General features: G+C 69.7%; 19 protein-coding genes. 5 read left to right on the top strand and 14 right to left on the bottom strand.

Annotated features, from left to right (window positions below; translation table 11 throughout):
* Positions 1-2 precede the first annotated feature (2 nt).
* From Tbon_RS08530 to Tbon_RS08500, 7 genes are all read right to left on the bottom strand, one after another.
* On the bottom strand, positions 3-506 hold the full coding sequence (locus Tbon_RS08530; RefSeq protein WP_158067304.1) for a hypothetical protein: 504 nt from the start codon (positions 504-506) through the stop codon (positions 3-5).
* Entirely contained in the window at positions 493-1,269 is a 777-nt protein-coding gene (locus Tbon_RS08525) for a hypothetical protein (RefSeq protein WP_158067303.1), read from the bottom strand. Before Tbon_RS08525 ends, Tbon_RS08530 begins: the two co-directional genes overlap by 14 nt.
* A 134-nt stretch (positions 1,270-1,403) precedes the next feature.
* The gene (locus tag Tbon_RS08520; protein ID WP_158067302.1) at positions 1,404-2,018 is read right to left on the bottom strand and encodes a GNAT family N-acetyltransferase; all 615 of its coding nucleotides are present in this window, start codon (positions 2,016-2,018) and stop codon (positions 1,404-1,406) included.
* 92 nt (positions 2,019-2,110) lie between these two features.
* On the bottom strand, positions 2,111-3,451 hold the full coding sequence (locus Tbon_RS08515; RefSeq protein WP_158067301.1) for an MFS transporter: 1,341 nt from the start codon (positions 3,449-3,451) through the stop codon (positions 2,111-2,113).
* A gap of 39 nt (positions 3,452-3,490) precedes the next feature.
* Complete coding sequence (locus tag Tbon_RS08510; protein WP_158067300.1) at positions 3,491-4,300, bottom strand: enoyl-CoA hydratase; 810 nt, start codon at positions 4,298-4,300, stop codon at positions 3,491-3,493.
* Positions 4,301-4,362: 62 nt separating this feature from the next.
* Positions 4,363-5,307, bottom strand: coding sequence for an LLM class flavin-dependent oxidoreductase (locus Tbon_RS08505; RefSeq protein ID WP_225734582.1), 945 nt, complete (start codon positions 5,305-5,307; stop codon positions 4,363-4,365).
* Between the two features lie 76 nt (positions 5,308-5,383).
* The gene (locus tag Tbon_RS08500; protein WP_158067298.1) at positions 5,384-6,697 is read right to left on the bottom strand and encodes an MFS transporter; all 1,314 of its coding nucleotides are present in this window, start codon (positions 6,695-6,697) and stop codon (positions 5,384-5,386) included.
* Positions 6,698-6,874: 177 nt separating this feature from the next.
* Between Tbon_RS08500 and Tbon_RS08495 the strand changes: the two genes are divergently transcribed.
* From Tbon_RS08495 to Tbon_RS08485, 3 genes are read left to right on the top strand one after another with little or no spacing between them, the layout of a single operon-like run.
* Complete coding sequence (locus Tbon_RS08495) at positions 6,875-8,311, top strand: NADP-dependent isocitrate dehydrogenase (protein WP_158067297.1); 1,437 nt, start codon at positions 6,875-6,877, stop codon at positions 8,309-8,311.
* A gap of 6 nt (positions 8,312-8,317) precedes the next feature.
* The gene (locus tag Tbon_RS08490) at positions 8,318-8,506 is read left to right on the top strand and encodes a hypothetical protein (protein WP_158067296.1); all 189 of its coding nucleotides are present in this window, start codon (positions 8,318-8,320) and stop codon (positions 8,504-8,506) included.
* A gap of 47 nt (positions 8,507-8,553) precedes the next feature.
* Entirely contained in the window at positions 8,554-9,045 is a 492-nt protein-coding gene (locus Tbon_RS08485; protein ID WP_158067295.1) for a DinB family protein, read from the top strand.
* On the opposite strand, the gene Tbon_RS08480 is transcribed toward Tbon_RS08485, so the two are convergent.
* A complete protein-coding gene (locus Tbon_RS08480) occupies positions 9,042-9,380 on the bottom strand; it encodes a hypothetical protein (RefSeq protein ID WP_158067294.1) in 339 nt (112 codons plus the stop codon). The genes Tbon_RS08485 and Tbon_RS08480 overlap by 4 nt on opposite strands.
* Before the next feature lie 59 nt (positions 9,381-9,439).
* Here Tbon_RS08480 and Tbon_RS08475 point away from each other — a divergent pair, with 59 nt between their 5' ends.
* Together Tbon_RS08475 and Tbon_RS08470 are read left to right on the top strand one after the other, a co-directional pair.
* Entirely contained in the window at positions 9,440-9,853 is a 414-nt protein-coding gene (locus tag Tbon_RS08475; RefSeq protein ID WP_158067293.1) for a PaaI family thioesterase, read from the top strand.
* Positions 9,843-10,325: an MOSC domain-containing protein gene (locus Tbon_RS08470; RefSeq protein WP_158067292.1), complete on the top strand. Its 483-nt coding sequence runs from the start codon at positions 9,843-9,845 to the stop codon at positions 10,323-10,325. Before Tbon_RS08475 ends, Tbon_RS08470 begins: the two co-directional genes overlap by 11 nt.
* On the opposite strand, the gene Tbon_RS08465 is transcribed toward Tbon_RS08470, so the two are convergent.
* The 6 genes from Tbon_RS08465 to groL form a co-directional block, all read right to left on the bottom strand.
* Positions 10,322-11,116 carry an alpha/beta fold hydrolase gene (locus tag Tbon_RS08465; protein ID WP_158067291.1) on the bottom strand — a complete coding sequence of 265 codons (795 nt, stop codon included), beginning with the start codon at positions 11,114-11,116 and terminating at the stop codon, positions 10,322-10,324. The two genes, Tbon_RS08470 and Tbon_RS08465, sit on opposite strands and share 4 nt — an antisense overlap.
* A gap of 107 nt (positions 11,117-11,223) precedes the next feature.
* The gene (locus Tbon_RS08460; RefSeq protein WP_158067290.1) at positions 11,224-11,895 is read right to left on the bottom strand and encodes a nitroreductase family protein; all 672 of its coding nucleotides are present in this window, start codon (positions 11,893-11,895) and stop codon (positions 11,224-11,226) included.
* Between the two features lie 44 nt (positions 11,896-11,939).
* On the bottom strand, positions 11,940-12,230 hold the full coding sequence (locus Tbon_RS08455) for a helix-turn-helix transcriptional regulator (RefSeq protein ID WP_158067289.1): 291 nt from the start codon (positions 12,228-12,230) through the stop codon (positions 11,940-11,942).
* A gap of 88 nt (positions 12,231-12,318) precedes the next feature.
* Positions 12,319-12,621 carry an acylphosphatase gene (locus tag Tbon_RS08450; RefSeq protein ID WP_158067288.1) on the bottom strand — a complete coding sequence of 101 codons (303 nt, stop codon included), beginning with the start codon at positions 12,619-12,621 and terminating at the stop codon, positions 12,319-12,321.
* Between the two features lie 19 nt (positions 12,622-12,640).
* Positions 12,641-13,081, bottom strand: a complete 441-nt coding sequence (locus tag Tbon_RS08445; RefSeq protein ID WP_158067287.1) for a hypothetical protein — start codon at positions 13,079-13,081, stop codon at positions 12,641-12,643.
* Between the two features lie 102 nt (positions 13,082-13,183).
* Positions 13,184-14,791, bottom strand: coding sequence for a chaperonin GroEL (gene groL, locus Tbon_RS08440; RefSeq protein ID WP_158067286.1), 1,608 nt, complete (start codon positions 14,789-14,791; stop codon positions 13,184-13,186).
* Between the last annotated feature and the right edge of the window lie 19 nt (positions 14,792-14,810).

Here is a 14,810-nt window from a genome sequence, read left to right as displayed (position 1 = left end):
CGCTACGGAGAGCCGGCGGGGCCGGCGACCTCGGTGATGCGGCAGGTGCCGGCCGGGCCGCACTCAAGGGTGACGACGACCGCACGGCCGGAGGCCCAGCGGCCGACAACGAGGCGCATCCGCTCGAGGGTGGAGCCTTCGAGCACGAGGTAGCAGTGCGCCGTCTCGCCGGGGTCGGCGGTGATGGCGAGGCAGGCGCCGGCGAGGGTGAGCCCCCTCCCCGCGAGGTAGGCGCGGAGCGCATCCTCGGCCGCTGGGGGCAGCGACGCGGCGGGCGCGAGCGTTGGAGGCGGCGTGGGCGTTGGGGTTCCCGGAGGAGGCGTCGGTGTCGCCGTGACGGGCGCGGCGGTTACGGGGGGCGGGGTGTAGCCCGGCACGGACTGCGGCGGAGCATCGGGCGATGGGGCAGGCGACCCGGAGGGCGCGACGTCGCCCGGGCCGGAGCCGCCGGTGCAGGCGCCGAGCAGGAGGAGGAGCGGGAGGAGGGCGAGGCTACGAGCGCGCACCAGGCGGTTGGCTTCCGGCACGAGTTGCGGCAGTCTCCTGCCCGCGGATGCGTTTCGCGAGGTCGAGCGCCTGCTCCAGGTTGAAGCCTTCGGCATCGATGACGGTTTCAATCGGGCCATCGACGAAGGAGAGGTACGTCCAGGGCCGCGGCATTGGGCTGGCCGGAGTCCGGACCAGGGCGTAGGCCGGGAGGCCGTCAACGGTCATCCGTTCGAGCCGCATGGTGGCTCCCGGGCCGGTGCGGGGTTCGAGGACATCAATCGGCAAATAGGCACGGTAGATGCGCGTGATGCGGATCGTGTCGCCGGAGCCGTTGCGGAACACCTGCTGCAGCACGGTGTTCGAGTCGCCGTCGCCGGTATGGACCCCGACGAGCGTCCAGCCGGGGAGCTCCTGTTCGAGCGGCAGGTAGAGCGGCGAGGCCGAAAGGAAGGCGGGATCGGCAGAGCGATGGCCCTGGGCGGGGACAGGAAACGCCTGGTGCACCCCGAGCAACCCGGTAAATCCGGGGCCAAGGAACCGGTAGGGGCCGCTGGTTGTCGCCGCTGCCGGTTCGGACGGCGGCGGATCGATGACGAACACCTTTTCTCCCGGCAGGTGGGCCGTATCGCGCTGCATCTGTTCCAGCGACGGCGGCGACCGGAGTTCGATCGGGGCCGGGGTTTCGCCCTCGGCAACAAGGCTCACCAGGACGAATGCGGCAGCGGCAGCGGCCAGGGCCGCCGGCAGCGCCATGGTCCGAAGGTGGTGCAGCTCGCTCACGCTTTCGACCTCCCGGCCCCGGGGCTCAAGCAAATCCACCATATCGCGGCGGAATGGCGCACGGCCAGCGGATCTTGCGGGCGGCTGCGGGCGGCGAAGGCATATCGCCTGCCCGCAGCACGCGGGGAGATGCGCTACTCCTGGGCAGCCAACAGGCGCGGTGCGGGCGCGAGGCTGCGGTGCGGGGCCTTCTGTACGAGGGAGCGCTGCGCCTGGGCGGCGGGCTCGGGCAGGACGGTGAGGTCGAGCTTCACGAAGGCGCAGTCGTGCTCGACGGTGATTTGCGGGCGGAAGGGCGAGCTGCGGAAGACGGCGAGCATCGCGGTGTTCTCGTTGAGGACGGCGGCGGTGAAGCGCTCGATGCCCTGGCCGCGGGCGTGCTCGGCGAGACGGGCGAGGAGGGCGGGGCCGATGCCCTGGCCCTGGAGGGCGTCTTCGACGATGAACGCGACCTCGGCGGAGCGGGGCGCGTCGCGCTCGTAGCGGCCGATGCCGTGGATGGTGTCGCTGTCGAGCGGGCTGGCGACGAAAGCGGCGCGGTCGCGGAAGTCGACGGTGCAGAGGTGGCGGGCGACCTCCTCGGTCAGCCGGCGGCGGGGCGTGAAGTAGCGCATGCGAAGCGACTCGATGGAGAGGCGCTCGTGGAAAGCGAAGAGGTTCGGCACGTCCTCCGGGCGCATCGGGCGGAGGCGCATGGCGGTGCCGGTGCGCGTGACGAACGTTCGTTCTGGCGGATAGACGACGTCCATATCCCGAGTATCGCAGACGGGCGGGGTTCATCGAGTTATCGGCCGGTGCAGATTGCAGGTTCCGATAGGGCCGGAGGAAGGCGTCTATCGGGTCAGTCGGCGCCGGAGGGGGAGCGGAGGGCGGACCCGGGAACGGCGGCCTCGGCAGCGCGGGACCGGGCCGGGCGGGCGAAGAGGATGGCGACGGCAGCGAGGTAGGTGAGGGCCGCAGTAATGGTGAAGGGGACGGTGTAGCCGCCGGTGGCGTCGTGGATGATGCCGACGCCGATGGGACCGAGGCCGCTCCCGACCTGGCCGGCGAGGCTGATGAGCCCGAAGACGGTGCCGAAGGAGACCATGCCGAAGATTTCGCCGACGAGGAGGGACTGCATCATGTAGACGTTGCCGATGGTGAGGCCGAAGACGAGAGTGAGCGCCCAGGTCGCGGCGATGCTTTCGGTGTGGATGATAAGCAGGATGGCGGTGGCCTGGACGACGAAGAGGATGACGGTGAGGAGGCGGCGGTCGACGTTGTCCGCGAAGATGCCGACGGCGAGGCGGGCGATGATGGAGCCGAAGGCGGTGACGGAGATGGTGAAGGCGGCGGCGCTGCGGGAGCCGAGGCGGTCTTCGAGGAACGTGACCTGGTGGACGACGTAGCCGGTCTGGGCGATGAGGACGAGGAGAAAGGCGACGAGGATCCCCCAGAAGCCGATGGTGCGGACGGCCTCGGCGCGGGTCCAGGTGCGCATCTGGGTCGCGAGGAGCGCCTGCTGCGCGGGCGGCGGCACAGATGCCGCGGTGTCGCCGTCGGGAAGCATGCCGACTTCGCGGGGGTCGAAGACGATGACTCCGATGATGACCGGGATGGAGGTGATGATGACGAGAGCCCCGAGGATCGGGGTTGCAAGTTCGAGGCCGCCGACATCGATGAGGCGGCTGGCGATGGGGGCGAGGATGACGCCGCCGAGGGAGACGCCGGTGAAGGAGATGCTCATCGCGAGGGCGCGGCGGCGGATGAACCAGCGCGCGAGGATGGCGTTGACGGCGATGTTGCTCGACATGCCGAAGGCAACGGCGAAGACGAAGTACACGACGTAGAGCTGCCAGAGCTCGTTGACGATGCCGATCATGGCGGCGCTGGCGCCGTTAATCAGGCTGCCGATGAGCATGAAGCGGCGCGGGCCGTATCTGTCGACGTACGGGCCGACGATGGCGGCGGTGAGGCCGGAGACGCAGAAGTAGATGGCGGGCGCCCAGCTGACCTGCGCGGTTGACCAGCCATGGGCGTCTTTGAGCGGCTTGAGGAAGATAGGCAGACCGTAGTAGCCCACCCCGACGCCGACCATCATCAGGAGGGAGCAGGCGATGGCGACGTACCAGCCGTAGAACCAGCCGCCAGGAAGAAGGCGGGCGGCAGGCGGCAGCGGGCGCGGGGCGGACTGCGGGGTCATTCAGCGTACTCTAACGAAAAGCGCGCAGGGCTGCGCGGGTCAGCGGCCGTGGAAGACGGGTTCGCGCTTTTCGACGAAGGCGCGGGCGGCGTTCCGGTGGTCTTCGGTTTGGCCGCTGGCGATCATGTTTTCGGCCTCGCGGGTGAGGGTATCGGCGAAGGTGTTGGTTTCGCCGTAGACGAAGTTGTCCTTCATGCGGGCGTAGGCGAGGGTGGGGCCGCTGGCGAGCCGCTTCGCGAGGGCCATGGTCTCGGCCCAGAACTGGTCGTGGGGGACGACGCGGGAGACGATGCCGAGCTCGAGGGCGCGGGCGGCATCGATCACGTCGGAGAGGAAGTAGAGTTCGCGGGCGCGCATGGGGCCGACGAGGCGCTGGAGGAGCCAGGTGCCGCCGAAATCGCCGCTAAAGCCGACCTTTGCGAAGGCGGTGGTGAAGCGGGCCTGGTCGCTGGCGATGCGGAGGTCGGCGGCGAGCGCGACGCTCAGGCCGGCGCCGGCAGCGACGCCGTTGACGGCGGCGATGGTGGGCTTGGGCATCTCGTGGAGGAGGCGGGAGACCTCTTCCTGCTGGCGGAGGACGTCGACGCGGGAGACGAGGCCTCCGCCGCCGCCGGAGGAGGCGGCAGCTTCGTTGGCGGCGGCCATGGCTTTGACATCGCCGCCGGCGCAGAAGGCGCGGCCGGCGCCGGTGATCACCACGCAGCGGATGGCCGGGTCGGCGGCGGCCTTCGCGGCGACGTCCGCGAGGGTATCGAGCATCTCGGGGGTCATGGCGTTGAGCGATTCGGGGCGGTTCATGGTGATGACCATGACCGCGTCTTCGACCGAGGTGAGGACAACGTCAGACATGGGGCTGGTCCTTTCGCGCAGGCTGGAAGGATTGTAGGGGGTTGCGGTGCGGCGGCGGGAGGCTACTCGGCGGCGAGTTCGCCGAGGGCGGCGAGGGTGCGGGGCAGGGCCTCGCGGTCGCCGGGCGGCAGGATGGGCATGGCGAGGATTTCGCCGGCGCCGAAGGCGGGGGCCTCGCGGAGGCGGGCCTTGACCGCCTCGGCGCTGCCGTGGACCACGAGGGCGTCGATCATCCGGTCGGAGAGCTGGCCTTCGAGCGCCTCGGGGAAGCCGGCATCGGCGAACATCTGCTGGTAGAAGGGGACGCGCGGGTAGATGCCGATCTGGCGGCGGGCGCCTTCGCGGACGGCGTCGGCGTCTTCGGAGACGACGACGGGGATGTGGGCGACGAGGGGCGGCGGGGTGCGCCCGGCCTTCTCGGCGCCCTGGCGGATGGCGGGGATGGCGACGTCGCGGAGGTAGGGGAGCGGGCAGACCCAGGAGATGGCGCCGTCGGCGAGTTCGCCGCAGAGGCGAAAGCCGTTGGCGCGGAGGGCGGACGCCATGACGGTTACGCCGGTGGGGCCGCCGATGGAGCCGCGGGCGATGAGGCGCTTCCCTTCGAAGGCGATGGAGCCGGTGCCGAGGATGGCTTTGAGGATGGTGAGGTACTCGCGGAGGTGTTCGAGCGGGCGTTCGAAGGGGATGCCCCAGGTGCCTTCGATGACCGGCTTGTGGCTGGGCCCGACGCCGAGGCGGAGGCGGCCGGGGGCGAGGGCATCGACGGCGGCAGCGCCCTGCGCCATGGCGAGGGGATGGCGGGGGAAGGTGGGGACGATGCTGGTGCCGAACTTGATGCGCGAGGTGCGCATGGCAGCGGCGCCGAACACGGCGAAGGGGTCGGGGGCGAGGCCGCCGACGGTGAGCCAGGCGCATTCGACGCCGGCCTGTTCGGCGGCGACGATGCCGTCGACGAGTTCGGGGGCGGTGCGGGCAACGATATGGACACCGACGGTAACGCCGTGCACGGGCAGGGGCCTCCGGAGCATGCGGGTGTGGTGAGCGGAACTGTACCGGGCGGCGGGCTGCGGCGGAAGGTGCCGGTCAGGCGCGGGCCGCGGCCCTGCGCCGGGCGGCGAAGACCTCGGGCTCGCGGACGAGGATGGCGGCGGCGAGGGCGGCGAGGATGAGGATGATGCCGATGACCACGTAGACGGCGCCGATTCCGGCGACGCCTGAGGTGAAGCCGCCGCCGAGGGGCCCGATGAGGAGCGCCATCGACTGCATGCTGGCGGCGAGGCCGAAGGCGCTGCCCTGCTTGCCATCGGGGGTGCCGGCGGCGATGAGGGCGTTGGTGCCCGGGACCATCGCGCCCTGGAAGAGGCCGACTGCGCCGAAGAGGAGCATGAAGGCGGTGAGGCTGTGGGCGAGGGCGACCAGCGGGTAGAGCACGCCGGTGACGACCGCCGCCGCGACAACGGTGTTGCGATAACCAAATCGCTCGCCGAGGGGGGCGACGGAGAGGGCGGCGATGGTGCTGGTGAGGCCGATGACGGCGAAGACGAAACCGGTCGCGGCCTCTTTGCGGAGGTTCCACGAAGCGCCGGGGAGTTCGAGGCGGACGTGGCCGTCGCCGGGGGCAGCAGCGGCGAAGTTATCAATGCTGAGCGGCATCACGGGGCGGACGAAGGTCGTGGAGAGCCAGAGGACGAAGAGGAAGAGCAGGACGAGGACGACCTGCCGTTCGCCGATGACCACCCGGAGGTTGTCGAGGAGGGAGCCTTCGCTGCGGCGGACGGCGGGGCCGGCATCGCCGCCGGCGACGGGTGTTTCGTTGACGAAGAGGAAGACGAGGACGGCGGCGATAGCGTAGAGGGCGGCGCAGAAGATGAAGGATTCGCGAATGCCGAGGCTGGAGGCGACGATACCGCCGAGTACCGGGCCGAGCATGTTGGCCGTGAACTGGCCGGTCTGGAGGGTACCGAGGGCGCGCCCGACCTGCTCTTTGGGGGTGGTGGCGGCGACGAGCGCGGCGGCGGCGCCCATGGTCCCGGCGAAGGCGCCCATCAGGAAGCGGAGGATGATGAGCTGCCAGACGGCCTGGGCGACGCCCATGACCCCGATCAGCAGGCCGGCGCCGACCAGGGCGCGGAGGAACATCGGCTTGCGGCCGAAGCGGTCGGCGAGGGAGCCCCAGAGCGGTGCCGTAAGCGTGAGCGAAAGCCCGGTGGCGCTGGCGGTGATGCCGGTGTAGAAGGCCACGCGCGATTCATCGGTGACGCCGAGGTCCTGGATGAAGAAGGGGATGAAGGGGAAGACGAAGTTGGCGCCCATGAGGCCGACGAAGACGCCGATCCAGATGAAGACGAGGTTGCGGCGCCAGTCGGGGGCGCGGGGGGCCTTGCGGGCGACGGCCATCAGGGGCGGCCGCCGGGGAGCGGGGTACGCGTCGAGGGAGCCACGGGGCGGCACCGGATCGTTGGGCTGGCATTCATGATGCCACCGGGTGACGTCTGCGTCACCCAATAGACGAACTACAACTCACGACTCAAAAGTCGTGTATGATGGCCGGAGTACACCGCTGGAGGTCCATGGATGGCGAAGGTTCCAATTACCGTTGCGCGGGGGGACGGCATCGGCCCGGAGATCATGGATGCGACGCTGCGCATCCTGGAGGCTGCGGGGGCGGAGCTGGAGATCGAGGAGATCGAGATCGGCGAGAAGGCATACCTGAAGGGGTACAGCGCCGGGATCGCGCCGGAGGCGTGGGAATCGCTGCGGCGGACGAAGGTGTTCCTGAAGGCGCCGATCACCACGCCGCAGGGCGGTGGCTTCAAGAGCCTGAACGTGACGGTGCGGAAGACGCTCGGGCTGTATGCGAACGTGCGGCCGTGCGCTGCGTATGCGCCGTTCGTTGAGACGAAGCACCCGGGGATGGACGTGGTCATCATCCGCGAGAACGAAGAGGACCTCTACGCGGGCATCGAGCACCGGCAGACCGACCAGGTGTACCAGTGCCTGAAGCTGATTACGCGGCCGGGCACGGAGAAGATCGTGCGGTACGCGTTCGAATACGCGCGGATGAACGGGCGGAAGAAGGTCACCTGCTTCACGAAAGACAACATCATGAAGATGACCGACGGCCTCTTCCACAAGGTATTCGAGGAGGTCGCGGCGGAGTACCCGGGCATCGAGGCGGAGCACTGGATTGTCGACATCGGGGCAGCGAAGCTGGCCGACACGCCGGAGGCGTTCGATGTGGTGGTGCTGCCGAACCTGTACGGCGACATCCTGAGCGACGTGGCCGCGCAGATTGCGGGGTCGGTGGGGCTGGCGGGCTCGGCGAACATCGGCGAGCACGGGGCGATGTTCGAGGCGATTCACGGTTCGGCGCCGCGGCGGGCCGGGCAGGACCTCGCCAACCCCTCGGGGCTGCTGCTGGGCGCGGTGATGATGCTGGTCCACATCGGGCAATCGGATGTGGCGACCCGGGTGCACAACGCGTGGCTGCGGACGATCGAGGACGGCATCCACACGTACGACATCTACGACCCGGGCGTGAGCAAGGAGAAGGTGGGGACGCGGGCCTTCGCCGATGCGGTGATTGCGCGGCTGGGGCAGGAGCCGCAGCACCTGAAGCCGGTGCGGTACACGGCGGAGGGGCGGTTTACGCCGCCGCCGCTGAAGCCGCAGCCGCGGGCGAAGAAGGAGACGATCGGGGTAGACGTCTTCGTGCACGACCCGGAGGCGACGCCGGACGGGCTGGCGGCGCGGCTGCAGGCACTGGAGGGCGACGGGCTGCGCCTGGCGATGATCACGAACCGCGGCGTGAAGGTCTGGCCGGAGGGGCTGCCGGAGACGTTCTGCACGGACCACTGGCGGTGCCGGTTCAAGGCCGACGGGCCCACCAGCCATGCCGCGATCGTCGGGCTGCTGGGGCGGCTCGCGGGCGCGGGCATCGACTTCATCAAGACCGAGCACCTGTGCACCTTCGACGGCGAGGAGGCCTTCTCGAAGGGGCAGGGGGAGTGATGGGCGATGACGTACCGGGTGCTCGTCTCGACGCGCCGGGGCTGGCAGGAGGTCTGGTGCACCTGCCCGGCGGCGCGGGCGTGCTTCGCCGACCCGGCTGAGGCGGCGCGGGCGGCCGAGCTCCATCGCCGGAGCTGCCGGCTGTTCGGCTCGGCACTCGCATACCGGGTCGCGGCGGCCGAACTGCACGACTGAGCGCAACGGGGCGCAGGCGGCCGCGGCGCGGGCCGTAGAATGGTGCGATGCCGCGGCTGCCTGCGGAGCTCGAGGAGGTGCTGGCGCGCTATGTGCGCGGGCCGCGGCTTGTGCGCGAGGCGGTGGACGGCGCGGGCCCGGAGGTGACTTCCCGGGCCGGGAGCGGCGGCTGGAGCGTGCGCGACGTGCTGGTGCACCTCGCAGATGCGGAGCTGGTGCGGGCAGGCCGGCTGCGGTTCATCCTCGCGGCGGAGGAGCCGCCGGCGCTGCCCGGTTTCGACGAGGGAGTGTGGAAGCGGCGGCTCCAGTACCTCTGGCGCAGCCCGGAAGCGGCGCTCGCGCTCTACGACGCCCTCGTGTATTCGAACGCGGAGCTGCTGCGGCAGTTCGCGGCGGAGGCGTTCGAACGCCGCGCGCTCATTGACAGTGAGCCGGTGACGGTGGCGGAGCTCCTGCGGCGGGGGGCGGCGCACGGGGAGGAGCACGCCGCCCAGCTGCGTGCGCTCCGGGAGGAGCTGGGCGACAGGGGCGGCAGTTAGCCCGCTGGCCGGAGGAGTTCGAGCAGGCGGTCGATGGCCCGCAGGCCGAACCCGGCGACGATGCCGCGGCTGGCGGCGGCGATGGGGTCGGGCGTTTCGCCGTCCCACGGGGTTGTCGCCACGACGATGACGGGCGCGGGGTGGGCGCGGATGACGTCGGCGATACGCTCGGCGTGGGCGGCGGGGATGCCGTCGCGGACGAGGATGGCCGGCAGCGGGCAGCTGGCGAGGATGCCCGGGATATCGAGCGGGGAGGAGTAGCGGTGCACTTCGGCGCCGGGCCATGCGAGGCCCGGTTCGCAGGCCGCGGGGAGGAGGACGAGGACGGGCTCCATGGGGCCAGTGTACGCGACAGGGCGGGACGGCGGCCGCCCGGGGGCGGTAGGATGCGCGCATGGCGAAGGAATCCCTGCCGCCCATGGGCTTCCAGCTGCTCGTCGGGTTCGACGTGACGGAGCGGGGCGAGGGGTTCAGCCGGTGCGAGCTGGAGGTTGAGGAGAAGCATCTGAACCCGCACCGGGTGGTGCACGGCGGCGTGGTGTACACGCTGGCCGACACCGGGATGGGCGCGGCCGTGTACAGCGTCCTCGAGCCGCACGAATCGTGCGCGACGATCGAGCTGAAGGTGGTGTACATCGCGCCGGTGCGGGCCGGGCGGCTGGTATGCGAGTCGCGGGTGCTGCACCGCGGGCGCCGCGTGATCGTGCTCGAATCGGAGGTGCGGAACGGCGACCGGCTGGCGGCGAAGGCGCTGGGGACGTTCGCGGTGTTCGAAGACAGCAGCAACGGAGGCGGGAATGGCCGGTGAGGGCAGGGTCGTTTCGCTGAATGTGTCGCAGGGCGGCGTGCCGAAGCGGCCGGTGATCGAGGCGCGGGTGACGCGGCTGGGCCTCGAGGGCGATCGGCAGGCGCACCCGGACGTGCACGGCGGGCCGGAACGGGCGCTCTGCCTGTTCTCGGCGGAGGTGATTGCGGCGCTGCAGGCGGAGGGGCACCCGATTGCGCCGGGCACGACGGGGGAGAACGTGACAATCGCCGGGCTGGACTGGGCGGAGCTGGCGCCCGGGACCCGGTGGCGGCTCGGCGCGGAGGTGGAGATTGAAATCACCCGGCCGACGACCCCATGCAAGACGATTGCCGGGTCGTTCGCCCACGGGGACTTCAACCGGATCCACCACGTGCGCTACCCCGGGTGGAGCCGGGTGTACGCGCGGGTGCTGCGGGAGGGTGTGGTCCGGGCCGGGGACCCGGTCACCCGGGTCGAGGCGGAGCGGGGTTAGCCGAGGAACTCCGTCACGACGCGGGTAAACTCGGGGGTGTTCTCGAGCGGGACCATGTGGCCGGCGCCGGGGATCATGGCGACCTGGGCGTTGGGGATCTTCGAGCGGAAGAGCTCGGCGTAGGCGGGCGGGACGAGCCGGTCCTGGTCGCCCCAGACGATGAGGGTTGGCGCCTTGATCCGGTGGAGCCGCTTCTTGAGGCCCTTATCGGGGATGGGCCAGATGAACTTGCCGGTGGCGCTGAAGTTGGCGAGCTGGAAGTAGTAGGCCTCGGCCATCTCTTCCTCGCTGGCGGGCGGCGGGAAGAGCTTCGGGATGACCGGGTTGGAGAGGTCGCCGAAGATGACGCGGGGCAGCTCGCTGGGTGTGAGGATGAAGAGGTCGGTGACGGGCGCCTCGTCCATCCAGAGGCCGACGGGGCAGACGAGGACGAGCTTTTTCACCATATCGGGGCGGGCTGCGGCGAGTTCGGCCGCGAACATGCCGCCGATGGAGTGGCCGGCGAGGAAGAAGGAGGTGAGGCCGATGGCGTCGCAGAAGTCCTGGTAGTAGACGACCATGTCGTGGACGTCGTCGATGTGCTCGAGGCCGGGGGTATCGTCCCAGCCCGGGTGGGTCGGGACGATGACGTCGTAGTGCTCGGCGAGGGCGAGCATTTCGGGGGTCATGCCTTTGCGGACGCCCCCGGCGGCGTGGAGGTAGAGGAGCGGCTGACCGGTGCCCTTGCGGTAGACGGGGACCTGGAACATGCCGTTCCGGACAGAGACGACCTGGGGCTCAGGGGAGGTCATGGCATCGCCTTTCGCTGAGGTGAGATACAGTCGGCGGGCGCGGTGGCCCGGTGGGAGGTGCGGCGGAACTGTACCGGAATCGATGGCAGGGTGCCAGCCGGGCGGGCTCAGGCGGGGCGGGTGAAGGGCGGACCGTCGTACCGCTCGAGGGTGGCGAACGCTTCGACCGGTTTGCGGCGCAGGCGGGTGAGCTGCCGGGCGGGGCGGCCGAGGGTGATGATGGTGGCAACGGCGACGTGCGGCGGCAGGTGGAGGAGCGCCTGGAGGTCGGGCTCGCGGGCGATCGGCATGGTGGTGAGGGTGCCGCCGAGGCCTTCGTTGCGGGCGGCGAGGAGGATGTTCCAGGCGAAGGGGTAGATGGAGGCGCCGCTGGCGATGCCGACCCGCGGGAGGTCCTGGTCGATGGAGGCGACGACGGAGAGGTCGACGCAGACCGCGAGGAGGACGGGGGCGTTGCGGTAGGGTTCGGTCAGGAGCGGGGGGACGGGGGTCGCCGCGATCTGCTCGGGGGTGAGTTTGGTGGGGACGACCGTGTTCCAGGGGTTTTCGCCGGCGGCGACCTGGGCGGCGTAGCGGCGGGCTGCGGGGATGGCGGCTTCGGCGATGGCGGATTTGGTTGCTGGGTCGCGGATGATGATGACGCGCCAGCCCTGGCGGTTGCCGCCGCTTGGGGCGAAGCGGGCGTTTTCGAGGATGCGGTAGAGGGTGGCGTCCTCGACGGGGTCGGAGGTGAATTCGCGCGCGGAGAAGGCGGTGCGCATGACGTCGTAGAGGTCCATGCGCGGATTGTGCCGCCTGGCCGGCGCACTGTCGCGCAGCGGCCCTAGAGGGACTGCGCGATCATGGGCAGGAGCGCGGCGATCAGCGCTCCGAGGTGCACCCCGCGGGCGATCGGCGTGGCGACGGCGGCTTCGGTGTTGATTTCGTAGTGGTTGCGGCGGCCGTGGCGCTCACGCTGGAGGTACCCGGCGCGTTCGAGGTCGGCGACGATGCGCTTGACGGCGCGCTCGCTGATGCCGACTTCGGCGGCGAGTTCGCGGAGGCGGATATCCGGGTTGCGGGTGATGGCGAGGAGGACGTTTGCGTGGTTGGTGAAAAGAGACCACTCAGCCATGGCTTGAGGCTACGTCGGTGTCACGCTTTGCACCAGTGAAAAATATGACGTGAAAAAAGATTCCCTTATCTCCGGGAGGCGGGCGGGCTCAGCGCTCGACGATGAAGGCTCCGAGGCGCTGGTCGAGGGGGAGCGAGGTGACTTCGATGCCATCGATGCGGGCATCGGAGGGGCCGCGTTTGCAGGCGATGATGAACTGCTTGACGAGGTTGCGCTCGCCCTGGACGTGCACCTGGAGGGTGCCGTCGGGGAGGAGGCGGCAGGAGCCGAACAGGTTGAGGGAGTTGGCGACATTGCGGAGCCAGAGGCGAATGCCGATTCCCTGGACCTGGCCGCGGATGATGATCTGGCGATGTTCGAGGATATAGAGGGCGTTAGGCGCGCGCTCCATACCGGGATGATCGGCAGGGTCAGGCGCGCGGTTGAGCCTCCCAGATAGCGGGCCAGGCGCGGGAGCCGCGGCAGGCTTCCTTCATCGCTTCGCGCTCGAGTTCGAGGGCCTGCGCGACCGCCTCGTCGAAGCGGCGGAGGGCATCGCCGTGGAGGCGGGAGCGGAGGATGCCGAGCGTGCCGCGCTCGACGAGGTTGCGGACCGTCTTGGGCCAGACGAAGAAGGCGAAGGCGCGGGGCGGGCCGAAGGAGCCGCGGTGCTTGCCAAGCCAGAGGTAGCGCTCCTGGACGGAGGCGACGGGCTCGACGATGCCGGCCCACTGGCCGTCATGTTCGTTCTCCCGGGTATCGACGAGGAGGCGGAGGGGGAAGAGGGAGAAGCCGATGGTGATGAGGTCACCTTCGGCGAGGATCCGCTCAATCGCCTGGATATCGACATCGATCCCGTTTTCGGTGCGCATGGGAGCCTCCGCTGGGGTTCTCGATGGATGAGGGGGTGGTCCGGCTGGAGCCGTGCCACCCCCTCGGGGATTGCCGGGCGATTCCCGGGGAGCTGCCGCCGGTTAGTACATGGGCGGCGGGGTCGGATTCTGCTCCTTCTCGGGCTTTTCGGTGACGAGGCAGTTGGTGGTGAGGACCATGGCCGCGATGGAGACGGCGTTCTCGATCGCGGAGCGGGTGACCTTGGCCGGGTCGATGATGCCCCTGGCGACCATGTCGCCGAACTCGTCCTTCGCGGCGTCGTAGCCGTGGCCCTTGGGGAGCTTCTTGACCTCTTCGACGATGACGGAGCCGTCCTTGCCGGCGTTGATAGCGATGCGGCGGAGGGGCTCTTCGAGGGCGCGGCGGAGGATGCGGACGCCGGTGGCCTCATCGCCTTCGAGCTTCAGCTTATCGAGGGCGGGAGCGGCGTTGAGGAGGGCGACACCGCCGCCGGGCACGATGCCTTCTTCGACGGCGGCGCGGGTGGCGCTGAGGGCGTCCTCGACGCGGTGCTTCTTCTCCTTGAGCTCGACTTCGGTGGCGGCGCCGACCTTGATGACGGCGACGGAGCCGGCGAGCTTGCCGAGGCGCTCCTGGGCCTTCTCGCGGTCCCAGTCGCTCTTGGCTTCCTCGAGGATGGCGCGGATCTGGGCAATGCGGGCGTCGATGTCCTTCTTCTTGCCCTTGCCCTCGATGATGGTGGTCTCCTCCTTGGTGGAGACGACGCGGCGGGCGCGGCCGAGGTCGCTGATGTCGACGCTTTCGAGGGTGCGGCCGATCTCTTCGGAGATGACCTGGCCGCCGGTCAGGACGGCGATGTCGCCGAGGTTATCCTTCTGGCGGTCGCCGAAGCCGGGGGCCTTGACGGCGAGGACGTTGAGGGTGCCGCGGAGCTTGTTGACGGCGAGGGTGGCGAGGGCTTCGCCTTCGAGGTCACCGCAGATGATGACGAGGTTCTTGGTGACCTGGAGGATGCGCTCGAGGACGGGGAGGATCTCCTGGACGGAGGAGAGCTTCTTGTCGGTGATCAGGATGTAGGGGTCTTCGACGACGGCTTCCATCCGCTCGGGGTTGGTGACGAAGTAGGGGGAGATGTAGCCGCGGTCGAAGGCCATGCCGTCGACGTACTCGACTTCGGTCTGGATCGACTTGGACTCTTCGACGGTGATGACGCCGTCCTTGCCGACCTTCTCCATGCACTCGCCGATGAGTTCGCCGATGGCGGGGTCGTTGTTGGCGGAGATGGTGGCGACCTGCGCCATCTGGGCGCGCTCGGTGACCTTGATGCTGTTCTTCTTGATGGCTTCGACGAGGGCGGCGGCGCCGGCTTCGAGGCCGCGCTTGAGGGCCATGGGGTTGGCGCCGGCAGCGACGTTCTTCAGGCCTTCCTGGACGATCGCCTGGCCGAGGACGGTGGCGGTGGTGGTGCCGTCACCGGCGATGTCGTTGGTCTTGGAGGCGATCTCCTTGGCCAGCTGGGCGCCGATGTTCTCGAAGGGGTCCTCGAGCTCGATGTCCTTGGCGATGGTGACGCCGTCGTTGGTGATGGTGGGTGCGCCGAACTTCTTATCGAGGACGACGTTGCGGCCCTTGGGCCCGAGGGTGATCTTGACGGCATCGGCGAGGGCGTCGATGCCGCGCTTCAGGGAGTGACGTGCTTCTTCGTCGAAGAGCAGCTGCTTTGCCATGGGTACCTCTTCGGAGGGG

Origin of the sequence: Tepidiforma bonchosmolovskayae, assembly GCF_008838325.1 — a bacterium.
Classification (GTDB): Bacteria; Chloroflexota; Dehalococcoidia; order Tepidiformales; family Tepidiformaceae; genus Tepidiforma; species Tepidiforma bonchosmolovskayae.
Note: the sequence above shows the minus strand (reverse complement) of the source record. Positions and strands in the feature narration are given on the sequence as shown.

Coding starts and splice junctions, on each gene's coding strand:
- Tbon_RS08520 (WP_158067302.1), bottom strand. CDS start 2,018: ATGGACGTCGTCTATCCGCCAGAACGAACGTTCGTCACGCGCACCGGC.
- Tbon_RS08515 (WP_158067301.1), bottom strand. CDS start 3,451: ATGACCCCGCAGTCCGCCCCGCGCCCGCTGCCGCCTGCCGCCCGCCTT.
- Tbon_RS08510 (WP_158067300.1), bottom strand. CDS start 4,300: ATGTCTGACGTTGTCCTCACCTCGGTCGAAGACGCGGTCATGGTCATC.
- Tbon_RS08500 (WP_158067298.1), bottom strand. CDS start 6,697: ATGGCCGTCGCCCGCAAGGCCCCCCGCGCCCCCGACTGGCGCCGCAAC.
- Tbon_RS08495 (WP_158067297.1), top strand. CDS start 6,875: ATGGCGAAGGTTCCAATTACCGTTGCGCGGGGGGACGGCATCGGCCCG.
- Tbon_RS08490 (WP_158067296.1), top strand. CDS start 8,318: ATGACGTACCGGGTGCTCGTCTCGACGCGCCGGGGCTGGCAGGAGGTC.
- Tbon_RS08485 (WP_158067295.1), top strand. CDS start 8,554: ATGCCGCGGCTGCCTGCGGAGCTCGAGGAGGTGCTGGCGCGCTATGTG.
- Tbon_RS08480 (WP_158067294.1), bottom strand. CDS start 9,380: ATGGAGCCCGTCCTCGTCCTCCTCCCCGCGGCCTGCGAACCGGGCCTC.
- Tbon_RS08475 (WP_158067293.1), top strand. CDS start 9,440: ATGGCGAAGGAATCCCTGCCGCCCATGGGCTTCCAGCTGCTCGTCGGG.
- Tbon_RS08470 (WP_158067292.1), top strand. CDS start 9,843: ATGGCCGGTGAGGGCAGGGTCGTTTCGCTGAATGTGTCGCAGGGCGGC.
- Tbon_RS08465 (WP_158067291.1), bottom strand. CDS start 11,116: ATGACCTCCCCTGAGCCCCAGGTCGTCTCTGTCCGGAACGGCATGTTC.
- Tbon_RS08460 (WP_158067290.1), bottom strand. CDS start 11,895: ATGGACCTCTACGACGTCATGCGCACCGCCTTCTCCGCGCGCGAATTC.
- Tbon_RS08455 (WP_158067289.1), bottom strand. CDS start 12,230: ATGGCTGAGTGGTCTCTTTTCACCAACCACGCAAACGTCCTCCTCGCC.
- Tbon_RS08450 (WP_158067288.1), bottom strand. CDS start 12,621: ATGGAGCGCGCGCCTAACGCCCTCTATATCCTCGAACATCGCCAGATC.
- Tbon_RS08445 (WP_158067287.1), bottom strand. CDS start 13,081: ATGCGCACCGAAAACGGGATCGATGTCGATATCCAGGCGATTGAGCGG.
- groL (WP_158067286.1), bottom strand. CDS start 14,791: ATGGCAAAGCAGCTGCTCTTCGACGAAGAAGCACGTCACTCCCTGAAG.